12 protein-coding genes and 1 pseudogene are annotated in these 14105 nt (G+C 39.7%); 2 read left to right on the top strand and 11 right to left on the bottom strand.

Translation table 11 applies throughout. The features are described 5' to 3' along the window. Positions 1–562, top strand: a pseudogene (locus ABLA85_RS14010) (hypothetical protein); the annotation flags it as partial. A 460-nt stretch (positions 563–1022) separates the two neighbouring features. Here the strand turns inward: ABLA85_RS14010 and ABLA85_RS14005 are convergent. From ABLA85_RS14005 to aepX, 11 genes are all read right to left on the bottom strand, one after another. Next, on the bottom strand, positions 1023–2033 hold the full coding sequence (locus ABLA85_RS14005) for a hypothetical protein (RefSeq protein ID WP_367965028.1): 1011 nt from the start codon (positions 2031–2033) through the stop codon (positions 1023–1025). Then, positions 2026–3261 carry an MFS transporter gene (locus ABLA85_RS14000; protein WP_367965027.1) on the bottom strand — a complete coding sequence of 412 codons (1236 nt, stop codon included), beginning with the start codon at positions 3259–3261 and terminating at the stop codon, positions 2026–2028. The genes ABLA85_RS14005 and ABLA85_RS14000 overlap by 8 nt, the downstream gene beginning before the upstream one ends. 5 nt (positions 3262–3266) lie before the next feature. Continuing rightward, complete coding sequence (locus ABLA85_RS13995; RefSeq protein WP_367965026.1) at positions 3267–4391, bottom strand: hypothetical protein; 1125 nt, start codon at positions 4389–4391, stop codon at positions 3267–3269. Then, a complete protein-coding gene (locus ABLA85_RS13990) occupies positions 4391–5557 on the bottom strand; it encodes an acetyl-CoA carboxylase biotin carboxylase subunit family protein (protein WP_367965025.1) in 1167 nt (388 codons plus the stop codon). Before ABLA85_RS13990 ends, ABLA85_RS13995 begins: the two co-directional genes overlap by 1 nt. Next, on the bottom strand, positions 5554–6015 hold the full coding sequence (locus ABLA85_RS13985; protein WP_367965024.1) for a GNAT family N-acetyltransferase: 462 nt from the start codon (positions 6013–6015) through the stop codon (positions 5554–5556). The genes ABLA85_RS13990 and ABLA85_RS13985 overlap by 4 nt, the downstream gene beginning before the upstream one ends. Then, the gene (locus ABLA85_RS13980; RefSeq protein WP_367965023.1) at positions 6015–6800 is read right to left on the bottom strand and encodes a trans-aconitate 2-methyltransferase; all 786 of its coding nucleotides are present in this window, start codon (positions 6798–6800) and stop codon (positions 6015–6017) included. The genes ABLA85_RS13985 and ABLA85_RS13980 overlap by 1 nt, the downstream gene beginning before the upstream one ends. Beyond that, positions 6797–7360: a hypothetical protein gene (locus tag ABLA85_RS13975; protein WP_367965022.1), complete on the bottom strand. Its 564-nt coding sequence runs from the start codon at positions 7358–7360 to the stop codon at positions 6797–6799. The genes ABLA85_RS13980 and ABLA85_RS13975 overlap by 4 nt, the downstream gene beginning before the upstream one ends. Then, complete coding sequence (locus ABLA85_RS13970; protein ID WP_367965021.1) at positions 7353–8591, bottom strand: 3-isopropylmalate dehydratase large subunit; 1239 nt, start codon at positions 8589–8591, stop codon at positions 7353–7355. Before ABLA85_RS13970 ends, ABLA85_RS13975 begins: the two co-directional genes overlap by 8 nt. Further along, complete coding sequence (locus ABLA85_RS13965) at positions 8588–9724, bottom strand: hypothetical protein (protein ID WP_367965020.1); 1137 nt, start codon at positions 9722–9724, stop codon at positions 8588–8590. Before ABLA85_RS13965 ends, ABLA85_RS13970 begins: the two co-directional genes overlap by 4 nt. 38 nt (positions 9725–9762) lie before the next feature. After that, the gene (locus ABLA85_RS13960; protein ID WP_367965019.1) at positions 9763–11094 is read right to left on the bottom strand and encodes an LLM class flavin-dependent oxidoreductase; all 1332 of its coding nucleotides are present in this window, start codon (positions 11092–11094) and stop codon (positions 9763–9765) included. A 61-nt stretch (positions 11095–11155) separates the two neighbouring features. Next, positions 11156–12019, bottom strand: coding sequence for a phosphoenolpyruvate mutase (gene aepX / locus ABLA85_RS13955; RefSeq protein ID WP_367965018.1), 864 nt, complete (start codon positions 12017–12019; stop codon positions 11156–11158). Between the two features lie 1282 nt (positions 12020–13301). On the opposite strand from aepX, the gene ABLA85_RS13950 reads away from it, so the two are divergent. Further along, a complete protein-coding gene (locus ABLA85_RS13950; protein WP_367965017.1) occupies positions 13302–13574 on the top strand; it encodes a helix-turn-helix domain-containing protein in 273 nt (90 codons plus the stop codon). Positions 13575–14105 lie beyond the last annotated feature (531 nt).

Genomic DNA, 14105 nt, shown 5'->3' with positions numbered 1-14105 from the left:
TATGGGCGCGTTCGTCCGGGGTTGTGATGAGCTGAAAGCCAAAACAGGGGCAAGTATCCTTGTGGTTCACCATTCCGGCAAAGATGAAAGTAAAGGAGCAAGAGGCTCCAGTGCCTTTCGGGCTGCGCTGGATGTTGAATACCGGATCAACCGTGAAGGGAAAAAAGGCGGCGCACTGGTTATTACCTGCACCAAGATGAAAGATGCCGAAGAACTGGAAACCAAAGCCTACGACCTGCGCGTAGTTGAACTCTTTACCGATAAAGACGGTGAAGATATTACATCACTGGTTTTGATTGATAAACCACGTGATCCGGTTGAAGAGGACGATATTGAACACATTCCCAATAAAACAGATAACCACACAGCACTATGGCAGTGCATCCGATCGCGCACTGTCCTGAAAGAGCCTTGCAGCGTTGCCCTTGTCCGTGATGATTTAAAAGCGATGGGGGTGAATGTGAAGAATTTCAGCCGCTGGTTAACCAAGTTAGAAAATGATGGACTGATTACCCGCAACGGGCAGGAACTCACTATCATTAACCAGAGGAATGATGATTAAAAATGAGTAAAAAAATGAGGGATTACGGGGAGATGTATTGTACTACTCATCGTATTCCTCATTTCTCACGCATATATACAAGAAAAACGAGCAATACTAATATCATTGATTTTTAAGGATAAATAAACCTCAATAACTCACCTGTTTTTGCAGTGAGGAAAACAAAAAATGAGGGGATAAATGAGGAACGGGTGAGGAAGTAAGTTGTTTTCTGGCAGGTATTTTTTCAGCTCTCCATGTTACCGGGCTAATGCATTAATCCGGTAACATGGAGAAGACAAGCGCAGCGCGTCAGTGTTCCTATCCTAATAGACCAAAATGGTTATTTCTTTGATTAAGTGAGAAACTTTTTTTTGGCTGGCAATCAATTTGGTATCACATTCATATACATTTCCTCTAATGCAATGTGGTCGAGCAATTTTCCGTGTTTACTACACACTTTAAGGATGTAGTAACAAATTTATGAAGCTACATAAAGTTGATGTTCGGTTATTGCCATTGCAAGACTGTATTCAATATCTGAAGCCTGAATTTGACGTAATGTTTCTTGTTTAGGAAGATAAGGCAACAGATATTCCTGACGCTGTGGGAAAGTGAAGTATTGCGGTATCGGGCAGCGAGTTGTGCTTTTTCCATTCATTTTTAGTGCATTATCAACAATATTCGACCAATATCCTTCCATTTTTATTCCTCCAATAATTGCCGTCGGTGCTAGCGGAAATAGCAGAGATATATTGGTGTAGTTATCATAAACATATGCATTTTCCCACTGGTGTGTATCTTCAAGTTGATACTCATTAAGTTTGCGGCTTTGTGCATGGGTTAATAAACTTAATAACCAAGGATGTACGCTAGGTTGCTGCTTAGTGAGCGTTTTCATCAATAAAATTAAGATATCCAGCGGGAGATAGAGAGTTCTATCGGCAAGAGAAAACCCCGATAACTGTTCCTGAAAGGCTTGCAAAATAATATATGAGAGAGCCAAATTATCGGCACATTGAGCTAATTGTACCCCTTGCTCCAAAAAATGAGGGTAACATTGTTTATCTGGTAATAAAGGAGATTGACTGGAAATAATATAATGTTTTTTCTTTTTATTACGACTGAATATGGATTTTTTTATTAATATACCTTCCTCATTGAGATACCACCAAGCATAAGGACGCCAGCCCAGATCACTAAAATTTGTATGAGTCAGAACTACTCGGAGATGAAAGATTTCATAGTCTTCCTTTTGTTTGTCAGTAACAAATTTGCTGACACCAGCACGTGGGAAAAATATGTTAGGGCTAGCATGAGGTAAAGTAACAAATATTTTTTTTGCGCAGAGAAAACGTCTCAATGTTATTTTATTCCAACCTAATAAAGACCATGCATAGTGTGATAATATATCTGGCAGGTTTGGGAAAAACAGAAATTTTTTATTATTTATCCATGAAGTAATCAACTCACGATAAACCTTACTATTCATTTTTCATTCCTTTAACAAATAGATTTCTCTGACATAAATACCATTGCAAAGAAAATAACAATAAGATGAAAACCATCAGATAATAAGTAGTCTTCAGAGAGAGAAGTGATAACAATACCCCAGCACCTAATGAAAACGTTATTTTAGATAGTGAGGAAATGGATGTTCTTAGCATAGTAAATTTTCCGACATCCTGTTTTTCTGGTGCTTGATTACATTTCACCTGAATACATATAATGTGGCAGGTTATAAACAAAGTGGCACCAAATAACAGCATAGATACTAGATATTTATTATCCGTTCCAATCATCAATAAAATTATGATTGCACTAACTAATAACGCATGATTAAGAATAAATTTTTCACTAACTATTCTTCGTGACAAAAGTAACCCAGAGATAAATCCCGCTATCATACAACTAATATTGAGAGTCGCGTAAAAATTTGCTCCCGATTTAGTAAAAGTATCAGCCAGTGGTGGTAAAGAAGTATTGATAAATTGAAATGCACCACTGGAAGGAATGGAAAATAATAATATTTTTCTTAATTCCTGTTGGTTAAGCACATGAACGAGATAGGTTTTATTCAGTAGCTGTTTCTGTTTTTTATCGGTATGAACTGTTGTTGGTATAGTTGATAAAGTAAAATAGGTAAAAAATCCGATTGCTATTGTACTGGCTACATAAAACAAACCAGCAATAAATAAGCCTGAATTACCGATATCCAGTGTGAGAAATAATCCTCCCAGAGCTGTACCTGATGTTTGCGAAATCTGAATATTGGATGCCGAAATTTGCAACATTTTACTACCGTCCTCTGGCGTAAAATTATCCCGAACAATACGATTAACAGATGTTTTATTGAACATCTTCACCAGAGATAAAATACTTTGTACGGTCACAACTGCTAGCATGAGTAGTGTAGGTTGTGTTGCTGAAAACAAAAAAAACAATGACAGGCAGAATGCAGACAGAGTGAGGATGCCATTGCTGACAGAAAGTTGTTTTGCAGGGTTTTTAGCATCAGCAAATGAAAGAAGAAAAAAACCCATAATTGCGGATGGAAGATATCCCGCTATTATCGTGAGGCTGACAGCTAACGGGCTGCGTGTGATTTGGAAAACTAACCAGAGAATAATCACACTTTGCAGCCCCTCAGCTAAGGCAGAAAAAGTTGTATAGGCTTGGAATCCTATAAATTTTTTCGGTAATAACTGTTGGTTAGTCATTACACTTATCTCTTAACATGCGTTGATGGGAAAGACTCTGACAATTGATCAATCAAATTATGAAATTCATCCAGGCTTTGACATGAAGCGAAAGCCAAATAACGAAAATCGTGAGCACCAATACGTGTCGTTTTATGGCGCGTTTTTTCTAATTCTGATACAGCAACAATATTTTGTAAGTGTAATAAATCTGATGCGCTGTGCTTTTCTGGATAAACACCAATAACTCCAGAATAACCGTGATAATCATGGAATGGTGTATTATCAATCGAACGCAGTAACTGACTGTTAACAAAAGCCTGCCATAAATTTACTCCAGTAAAACGTAATAGTGACTCAGCAACGCCAACTCCCGGGGGTCGTAGGCCAATTTCACCAAAAATTAATTGATCACCCCGTCTGTAGACTTCTATATGAAAAACACCTTGTTTTAACTCTAATTTGGCAATGGCCCGTTGAGCCATAGAATAGACTATTGAATACATTGGATGGGATGAAGGTAGATGAATACTTGCTCTAGTTTGACCTTTGCCATTGAGGATAGGAAGACTGTAACAAGAAAGATAGGCTACAGCGATCTCAGACAAATTGACAATGCCGTCAAGATGGAATTCTTCTTCTATATCTATCTCTTCCTCAACCAACATCAATGTATCCAGATGAGTAATTTTTTGGTACAGCTGATCAATAGTCAGACGTTCAACATTCTGGCATGAAGAGCCAGATAGAGGCTTAACAATAAAATGTGTAGCTGTGCCTTGGGTGTATTGTGCAAAATTGTTGTAGAAATGACCTGAAAGCCAACATTTTGGGGCAGGTAGCTCATCTTCAAAATATTTACGCATACGCCATTTATTGGTTACACATAATGTTTGTTCATAGTTTAAGCCTGGTAATCCATAGCGGCTACGGAGAAATCCAGCGAATGTCATGTTACTTTCTGAACTTGCAACCACATAATGAAAAGGTGTCTTATTCATTATGTTATCTATTTTTGCCAGCGTTTCTTCCTGTGGGGAAAAGCATACCTGTGGTTCAGAAATGCGAATATAATCAATATCATGATGTTGATTAATCGATTGTTCTAACATTATCTTGTGAGTATCCAGAATAAGGGCTCGTTCAGACATTATCGTGCTCCCGTAAATGCAATAAGTTTGTTGACATTTTTTTCTAATGTATAGTAATCTTTATGTGTGATAATCGCGTAGCCAGCACGACCATAAATGCCTTGAGACTGTATCTGTGTATCTTCTGCCCAGTCTAGTTCAACCAAATCAAAATTCTGGTAAAAGTCCTGTTTTGTCAGTGAAATACCATCGAAAGCACGCAATAGCACAACAGCAAAAATCTGAGAAGGGTATTCAGGTAGATGGTGCTCATAAGGTAATCCCAAAGAAAGTATGGCATGAGCACTATATAGATCGACACCATAGCCCAGTTTTATCATTTCAGGTACCCATGCTCCAGCGGGCCTTAAAGCACATTCACTAAAAAATACCTCTTCATCATTCTTAAAAAATTCAAGATGGAATACGCCGTTATTGGCATTTAAACGTTCCAAAACACGTGGACAAAACTGATCAATTTGTTGGTAAATATCTGGAAAATCTTGGCGTGATAATATTTGTAAAGCAAGTGTTTTTCCTTCATTACATTGCATCGGAGGAGTGGTGTATTGACTGATAGAAAACCAATGTAATTTACCGTCAGACCAAATCCCATCGACACAAAATTCAATGGCAGTGATCTTACTTTCCGCAACGTAAGCCACATTACTTATATTTTTTTCATACTGTTGGAAATAATTTTCATACTCTGATCTTGAATTGATAGCAGTAGTAGCAAAAGAACCCATGCCATTAGCTGGTTTTATAATAAAAGAGGTACCCAACTCAACAACCAATTGTGAATAATCACTATCATGAGTTACATACCGGCAATAAGCATGTGGGACAAGCTGTGCTAGCTTCTGTTTTTGTAAACATTTATCCCGAAAATATAAAGTATTACAATAATCTTTAGGGCCAGGTAATTGCAACATATTGCGTAATACTGCTGCCGTAAATACACCATTTTCATTACCTGTAACAATACCAATAACTGTATGTAAGGAAATATTTAATACACATCGCAGGACTTCTTGTGCATCTTCCAAATTTTTAACCATATAGTACTTTGTGCCATTAAGAATAGGTTTAAATTTTTCCACTATATGAATAACCTGATATCCTTGATAAGCTAAAGCGGTCGCAATACCATCACGATATCCTAATACAATAACCGTGTTTTTCATTCATTTTCTCCTGATCGCCAGATGTAGAGATCGTGTTCGTTGGTATTAAAAGGGCCTGAATATTCAAATCCTCGTTGGGTAAAGAAATGAATATTCATCGCCAATGAACGACGTAATGCAATAATTATAGGTAATTGCCCCTGCTGGATTGCTTCTTGGCAAATAATATTAATTAATTTGCTGGCAATTCCCCGACGCCTGAATCCCGGTAATACAGATAAATAACTGAACGTTAAATTATCATCTTCTTGTCCAACTAATACAGCTGCAATCACTTGATTATCATATTTAGCAATTTTCCAATTAGTTAATTTATCCATAACACTAACAGGAGTTTCACTCAGCGCCGTCGGCATAAAATCAGCCACAAATGGCAAATAGGTTTCTTGTAATAATGATAGTATTCCCTTGATATCTTTCTCAGTTGGTATAGAGAAGCCGATCGCTATTTCTGGCATTATTCATTTCCGGAATTAACCTGTTTAACAACCATAAACAGTTGGCTTTCATATAAAACCGCCAATTTCTCCTTGGATTGATATTTATCCACTAGCACTTTTAGTCTTTCGATAAATAATTCATCGTGAGCCGCTAAAGCACGTTGTACTTGAGTCGATGAACGACTCATTCCGATAAATGCTTCTCTGGGAATAAACATATTCCAGCGGGAATTGAGTGTAATATGGAGGGCATTTTCATCTTGGAATGCGGTATTTAGTTCCTGTGCATAATCAAAATCCCGATAATGGCGGCTATAACCGGGGCTTAATTCCTCCAGTAAATTTTCATATTCATTAAGAAATTCACTGTGACGATAATCCCGGTTATTTTGTAAAATCGCCATAACACCATTATCAGCAAGGCTATCACGCACCAGATTCAATACTTTTTCTCTATCCATCCACTGAAAAGATTGTGCTGCCATAATCAGGTCAGTGCTGTTTATAGTGGCGAGATGTTGCTCGGCACTGCCATGTAGCCAGTTAACCCACGGAATTTTTTGTTTTCCTGTATCAATCATATCCTGTGAAATATCTATGGCTGTGTAGTTGTGCTGCTGCCCCAGCAAATCTGCCAGACCTTCAATTGCAATTCCTGTTCCTGCACCAATATCGACAAGGGACAACTCCCTGTCTTTAGGTAACCAGTGGTGAATTTCACGGAAAAGTTCCTGTGGATAACGGGGACGGTAGAGATCATACCCTTTAGCCAGACCATCAAATTTTTCTTTCTTTTGTGTCATAAGATCCTCTGTTCAGGTGATTGCTTTTCAGACAATTGACTAAGGATGTAGTTAAGCCTGCCACCTGCACAGATAACCTCTAACATTTGCGCCGATGGCGGATAGAAATCAGGTAAGGGTATATCAGCGATAAAACGACCTTCATTGATTAAGCACTCAACAGATAAGCCCTCATGAAATCCTTTGATATCAGCTTCAATCGCCAGTAGACCAAGGTTCCATGCATTGCGGAAAAAAATCCGCCCGAAAGCGGGTGCAATAACCATAGGAATACCCGCAGCCAATAAAGTGCTTACTGCTTGCTCTCTCGAACTGCCAATACCAAAGATACCTTTGCAAACAATAATATCCCCGGATTGCAACTTAGAAACAAATTCAGGAAAACGATTTTCAAACAGATGAGGAGCTAACTGAGCAGGCTCGGTATACATATGTTTATAACGTGCAGGAATAATATCATCAGTGGAGATATCACCCGTAATCATCCTGACACGATATTTTTTGTTGAGGCTGTCCCCGCCGATATTGTTTTTTACTAGATAGTGTTGTTGTTCAATCATGCCACTCAAGCTCCGTAATTAACGGTATCCGACCGTGTAATGCCACATTTGCCGCAACCAAAGGTGATGAGAGATAAATATCTGCTTCAGCATTACCCATACGTCCCTGAAAATTCCGATTCATCGTTGAAAGAACCCGTTCCCCTTTAGCTGGGATCGTGCCTTGTGTTCCAACACAGGCCCCGCATCCGGGAGGTGTTACTAAAGCGCCCGCAGAAACAATTTTTTCAATATAACCAAGCCGCATGGCTTCCAGATAGACACGCTTTGAACCGGGTGTGACGATACAATGAACATCCTGATGAATCCGGTTGTTATCAAGGATTGCAGCCACTTCAGCAAGATCTTCCAACCGGCTGTTGGTACAGCTGCCGATAAATACATAATCAATTTTCTGGCCTGACAGGGTTTCTAATGGCACAGCCTGAGAGGGCGAATGCGGCAGAGAGATATGTGGCGTTAAGTCAGACAGCGAGAATGTCAGGTGATGATGAGCAACTTCCGGTCTGATATACCGCATATTGGCAGGCCTCCCTAGCCCATCAGGCATAAAGACACATTTTGCACCCAACTCAACTCCCATACTGGCAAAACTGGCAGCTGAATCTAAAGACAGGGTATGACTCCATTCACCACTGAGTTCCACTGAACGATATAAAAAGGGGAATTGCCCAAAGTGACGCAGCAAAGCAAGCATCACATCTTTAGTTCTTGTAGCTGGATGTGGCTGACCAGAAATAATTAAACTGACAGTTTCTGGTACTTTCAGCCAGATTTGTCCTGTAAGCATCGCCGCTAATACATCCGAGGCCCCCATCCCTAATGCCAGTGATTGAACGGCACCGCCCGTACAAGTATGTGAATCAGCACCTATAACAATATTCCCCGGCTGAAACCACTGTTCTTCCAGTGCAATTAAATGACTGATGCCTTCGCCTCTGGCAAAAATATTAACGCCAATAGATTTAGCGAAATCCATTGCTTCATTAACACGTTCAGCCATTAACTTATCCGGTACGATTACTGAATGATCGAAGAAAAAGCCAATTTTTTCCGGATGCAAAACCCACTTTAAGTTATGTTGGCGAAAAAGTTTAGCAATAGTTGGTGAATTACCATCCTGAACATAAATTCTATCGACTTCAACAGTGATCAACTCCTTAGCCTTAACCCGACTATTCTGGCTGTGTTCAGCAATAATTTGATTAACTATTGGCTGTTCATGAGTCATGATGATGTTCCTTCTGCCTGCTGATAGAGTTTATGCAGTACATGAACAGGGATACCGCCGGGGTGCTCGCCAGCAGTTTTCCGTACCAGAGCCAGACAATGTTCCAGCGCTTCTGGTGTTGTTTGTACACCATCCAGATCTAAAATATTTTGTAAGATAGTTCGACCGGAATGTTTCCCAACAACCATACGACGCTGACCTCCCACAATCTCCGGCTCAAAGGGTTCAAAAGTCTTGCTGTCTTTCAACATTCCGTTGACGTGGATGCCGGATTCGTGGGCAAAAACATTGCTGCCAACAATAGGCTGCCAGGGTGATACAGCATGTTGGCTGGCCTGCGCCACTTCATGAGAGAGACGAGTTAGCTGTCGGGTATCAACACCGGAATCGACCTGATAAAAATGTTGCAGTGCCATTACCATCTGAGCCAAATCCGGCATTCCGGCCCGTTCTCCCATTCCATTAACACAAACATGGAAATACCGTGCACCAGCTTCAAGGCCAGCCAGCGTATTTGCTACAGCCAGCCCGAAATCATTATGGCAATGGCACTGCAAATCAATCGACGATGCCTGACGAACGATGGAAACCCGCTGTACATATTGCTGGCTGTTAAGGATGCCGATAGTGTCTGAAAGCCGTAAGCGGTCAGCACCAGCCTGCTCGACTGTGGCTGCATATTCCTGCAGGAAACTCATTTCCGTGCGACCAACATCCTCTGCACTGATTGAAACAAAGGCGTCTTTATCTTTAGCGAATTTGATCATATCGCTGGCGGTAGTTAACAACCAATTTCTATCTTTACTTACACTGTGTTTAAGATGAATATTTGAAGTTGGCAGGCCAATATGTACCGCCTTAAATCCTAGAGAAAGGGTATACTTAATATCTTCCAGTATACCACGATTCCAACCGATAATATTAACCTCATCCTTACGTTCCAGTATTTCTTTTAATGCAAGAACTTCATCCCCCTTCATCGCGGGAATACCCGCTTCTATCCATTTCACACCAGCTTCTACTAACGAATTAAAAATATTTACTTTAGTTTCTTTTGAAAATGCAATACCCGGAGCCTGTTCACCGTCGCGTAAAGTTGTGTCTTCCAGAATAATATTTTTTTGAATACTCATAGCGTTATAACCTTATTTTTTTATTGACGCATATTTAGTTAAACGTGGAATCCGCTAGGCGGTTTAGGTATATTTAATTTCTCTCTTAATGTTCCGTCTTTATAGCTATTTTTAAACACACCCAATTTTTGTAATTCCGGTACAACATAGGAAATAAATTCCTCCAGACATCCGGGCATACAGGGAGGCATAAGATTAAATCCGTCACAGGCTTTCTCCTGCAACCATTGCGCCATTTTGGCCGCGACTTGTTGATAAGAACCGACAAGAATTAAATGACCTCTGGCAATAATTATTTTTTCGTACAACTGTTTGATTGTTAAAAATTCTGTTCTGGCCATTTCTTCAATGATGGCACGACGACTTTGGTTACCATTAGACGCAGGAAGATCAGGCAGAGGCTTATTAATATCGTAGAGTGACAAATCAACACCACCGAGCAAATCGGATAACATGCTAAGACCAAATTCGGGATAAATAAGATCTTGCAATTCATTCATTTTCTTTTTAGCGCTTTCTTCATCAGGGCCAATAAAAAAGCAAACTCCCGGCATAATTAAAATATCGTTATAGTGCCTTTCATATTTACCAAGCCGAGATTTTAAATCAAGATAAAATGCTTTTGCTAAATTAATATCCGACTGTGCTGTGAAAACCAATTCAGCAGTTCTGGCTGCAAGTTCTTTACCGGGTTCTGAGGAACCTGCCTGTACAATAATGGGATGTCCCTGAGGGGGACGAGAGATATTCAATGGCCCTTTTACGGAAAAATATTGTCCCTGAAAATTTACTTCATGGCACTTTGACGGAATATAGAAAATACCACTTTGTTTATCACGTGGCAGAGCATCATCATCCCAACTATCCCATAACCCAGTGACAACTTCCCAGGATTCAGATGCCTGACGATAACGCTCATCATGCTCAGGATGCTGAGCAAGACCAAAGTTTTTCGCCGCATGAGATTTAGATGAAGTAACCAGATTCCAGCCAGCACGCCCACTGCTGATATGGTCTAATGAAGCAAATTCACGGGCAATATTAAACGGATGTTTATAAGTAGTGGAAGCCGTCGCAACCAAGCCGATATGCTGCGTAACCATAGCTAGCGCTGACAATAATGTCATAGGTTCAAATACTACAATCCGGCTGCCATAACCCTTCTGATCATCCTGAAAAACCGAAGGCGTATCAGAAAGAAAAATTAAATCGAGTAAGCCTTTTTCCGCTATACGAGCCATATTCAGATAGTGCCCGATATCTTGTGCAGCCTGTGGATTAACATCAGGATGACGCCATGCTGCCGGATGATGTCCAGTACCATAAGCAAGATAAGCACCAAGCACCAATTGTTGCTGATTATCTTCCATTATATTTACCTTTATATGTAATAATATATTCTATCAATAGAATAGTATGAGAAATCAGGTATCAAGACGCATAAGGAATAAGATTGATGACTTTTTTTATACTGATACAATCTTTTTCTACTTCTGCAGAGCGCCCATGCTTTAATATTTCGTGCGATACATGCTCCATTGCTTTATAAGCTGCTCTGAGCATATGATTGGCATAAATAATAATATTGAAACCTGCCTCACTCAGATCATTATGATAAGTTTCTGAATAAGTCGTTGGTACACATATCAGTGGTAATTTGGGATATTTTTTCCTGAATAACTTACTAAAATCAATAACTTCATCCGGCGTATTCTGACAACTATGAATCATAATTCCATTAGCACCAGCTTTAACATAGGCATTTGCTCTCTCCAACGCATCTTCCATTCCGTAACCCGCAATTAAACTTTCCAACCGTGCAAAAATCATCAATCGGCTATTTTGTTGTGCATCTTTTCCTTTAGCTATTTTGTTACTGAATTCATTAATATCAGCTAGTTCTTGTTTAACACTGGTACCAAATAGAGAATTTCTTTTATTTCCCGTTTTATCTTCAATAATGACTGCATCAATGCCTACCTGCTCCATTTTTCTAATATAATGAACAAAATGTTCAATTCGCCCTCCTGTATCAGCATCCATAATCACTGGCATTTTAGTCAGTAATTTTATTTCATGAATATTTTGCAATCGACTATTAATGTCCAGTGTTTCATTATCTGGAATACCTTTAACAGCAGAGTCGATTAAAGAACTTGACCAAATACCATCAAATTTATAGGTGTAGCCATTATCATCTGTATAATTTGTATTTTTGATAATAAGCGCTGAAAGCGGATTATGTGCTTCAATAAAAGTAAGCGATTTCTTTTCTTTGAGTAACTTCTTCAACATAAAATAACCTCTTTTTAAATTTAATAATTATACAGTCAAGAGAATGAACGCTTCATATACAGGATCTGTAATGCTCAAGAAATATTAGTGCCTCATAAACCTGTTAATGTTATAAATAATAAATAGAGGCTAAGTTATTTTCACCATCAAACAAACATTTGACTCCCCTCAACTCAACCGGTAATGTATAAAACTGTTATTATCAATGATCCATAGCCTGCAAGGATCACCCATCGGGTGGCGAAATAAAACTCCCGTAGCCTGAAAGGGAGAGCAAGATTGCGGTACATCTGCGCACTTTTGGGAGCAGATATCGTCGGACAAATAACCCAATGTATCGACGATGAAAGTTTCCCGGTTTCTTTATGCACCGGCTTATCACACATAGGGCAGTAACCTGGCCACGTTCACCTTAACCATTTTACCTTGCATGATCTTTACCCACGCTTTGATTTACGCACGAAAAACGTTCCGAAAACTTCGCGGCGTCACTTGCGTTTAAGCGGAGCGATTACCAAGTGACGCTGCCAAGCGTCAACGTCCAGAGCACGTCCGGTCTGGCTTTACGCACAATCTGAACCCCGTTTTACTCAGTGTCACCAACTTTTCATTCGCATTTTCTGCCTTAATTCACTTATTTAGTTTGTTTTTCACTCACTGCCTTGTAATAGGCCGATGCAGTAAAGAAAGGAGATATCACACGTCACGAATAATGAGGCGTTCATCCTGATCTAATCAGGCGCTGAACGGGGAGTAAACCATCGCCGTGCCTGGCATGCACGTAGCGAACTCCTGCAATAACTCACCTCAATGCTGTCTCTGCTACACATTATCTGACGCACCACGGAACGGTGAACCTAACCGACACGCAGAGAAAATGTTTCGAAATGAGTAAAATGAGTCTGAAAATCAAAGGGGAAATACGAATAGCGGAGCGATCACGAACGAGAACAAACAACAAAGATTGATTAGCCGTCCGTATTATCCCCTGAGTTTATGCGCTCTGAGAGGAGGTATAACCGTTAAACTTAGTCGTTCAGTTATTGTGTTAGGTAAAACAATTAGTTAAAGTATTTCCGCCATTAGCACAATCTAATGGTCAAGGTTTAGCAGCCTTGTGTACCCAAACACTGGTAGGATATTTCTGCCAGTGCGCTTGCTATCACCCTTTCAATGGTGATTCAGGTGGGGGAGGCTTCGGCCTCGCCGGTGGGTACTCCGGTCTGCTAACCCTGCTTGAATCGCCACCATCAATATTAATTAATGGAAAGGGGTAGCAGGAATGAATAACAATAATGTTAAAAATGACTGGCATCAGGCCGACATCATCGCCGCATTGCGCAAACGCGGGACAACCTTAGCAGCGGTTTCTCGTGAGGCAGGACTCAGTTCATCGACACTGGCAAATGCATTCAGCAGACCGTGGCCGAAAGGTGAATGGATCATTGCAGATTACCTTGGCATCCATCCCTCAGAGATCTGGCCCAGCCGTTATTTCGATTCTTATACTGGTGAATTATTAGAAAGGAAAGCCCGCTCTAAGCCACAGGAATAATCCGCTGCAATTTGTGATCGATATCGTAAAAATGAATATTTTTTATCTTAAGCCCTGAGCGTGAAATGGCAGCCAAATCTGACCATTTTTAACCCTCACGGCTTTTTTGCTTTAATATGATTAAAAAGCACATAATTAGTGATATAAATAATAAAAATCAATCAGATATATAATAAAAAGCAAGCAAAAAATTCTGGGGGCATTAAAAGGGGCATAAAAGAAAAGTGAGGTTGTAGACTTTGACTATTCAACAAGTTATAATGTTTTTCGATTCCGCCTCCGGCACCAAGATTTTAAAGCTAATTTGTTGAATATTATCAGATAATTAACAAATAAGTTAAAATTTAGGGCTGTTAATTCAATGTTAAACAATTGATCGCCTAATTTGCACGCTCAATGTTTAAGAAAGCCGTAAATAATGAATACAGGGTGCCTGCATTTGCAAGCACTCATCTTTCATTTAAGATAATGATTTCAGTAATTGATTCTGATGTCAAGTAAGGGAAAAATTTTACGGGATGCCGGATCGGT

The organism is Xenorhabdus sp. SGI246 (assembly GCF_040838225.1).
In the GTDB taxonomy this organism is placed as follows: Bacteria; Pseudomonadota; Gammaproteobacteria; order Enterobacterales; family Enterobacteriaceae; genus Xenorhabdus; species Xenorhabdus indica.
This window is presented reverse-complemented; position numbering and strand designations above follow the sequence as displayed.

Coding starts and splice junctions, on each gene's coding strand:
- ABLA85_RS13980 (WP_367965023.1), bottom strand. CDS start 6,800: ATGACACAAAAGAAAGAAAAATTTGATGGTCTGGCTAAAGGGTATGAT.
- ABLA85_RS14005 (WP_367965028.1), bottom strand. CDS start 2,033: ATGAATAGTAAGGTTTATCGTGAGTTGATTACTTCATGGATAAATAAT.
- ABLA85_RS13950 (WP_367965017.1), top strand. CDS start 13,302: ATGAATAACAATAATGTTAAAAATGACTGGCATCAGGCCGACATCATC.
- ABLA85_RS13965 (WP_367965020.1), bottom strand. CDS start 9,724: ATGAGTATTCAAAAAAATATTATTCTGGAAGACACAACTTTACGCGAC.
- aepX (WP_367965018.1), bottom strand. CDS start 12,019: ATGTTGAAGAAGTTACTCAAAGAAAAGAAATCGCTTACTTTTATTGAA.
- ABLA85_RS13975 (WP_367965022.1), bottom strand. CDS start 7,360: ATGATTGAACAACAACACTATCTAGTAAAAAACAATATCGGCGGGGAC.
- ABLA85_RS13960 (WP_367965019.1), bottom strand. CDS start 11,094: ATGGAAGATAATCAGCAACAATTGGTGCTTGGTGCTTATCTTGCTTAT.
- ABLA85_RS13985 (WP_367965024.1), bottom strand. CDS start 6,015: ATGCCAGAAATAGCGATCGGCTTCTCTATACCAACTGAGAAAGATATC.
- ABLA85_RS13995 (WP_367965026.1), bottom strand. CDS start 4,391: ATGTCTGAACGAGCCCTTATTCTGGATACTCACAAGATAATGTTAGAA.
- ABLA85_RS13990 (WP_367965025.1), bottom strand. CDS start 5,557: ATGAAAAACACGGTTATTGTATTAGGATATCGTGATGGTATTGCGACC.
- ABLA85_RS13970 (WP_367965021.1), bottom strand. CDS start 8,591: ATGACTCATGAACAGCCAATAGTTAATCAAATTATTGCTGAACACAGC.
- ABLA85_RS14000 (WP_367965027.1), bottom strand. CDS start 3,261: ATGACTAACCAACAGTTATTACCGAAAAAATTTATAGGATTCCAAGCC.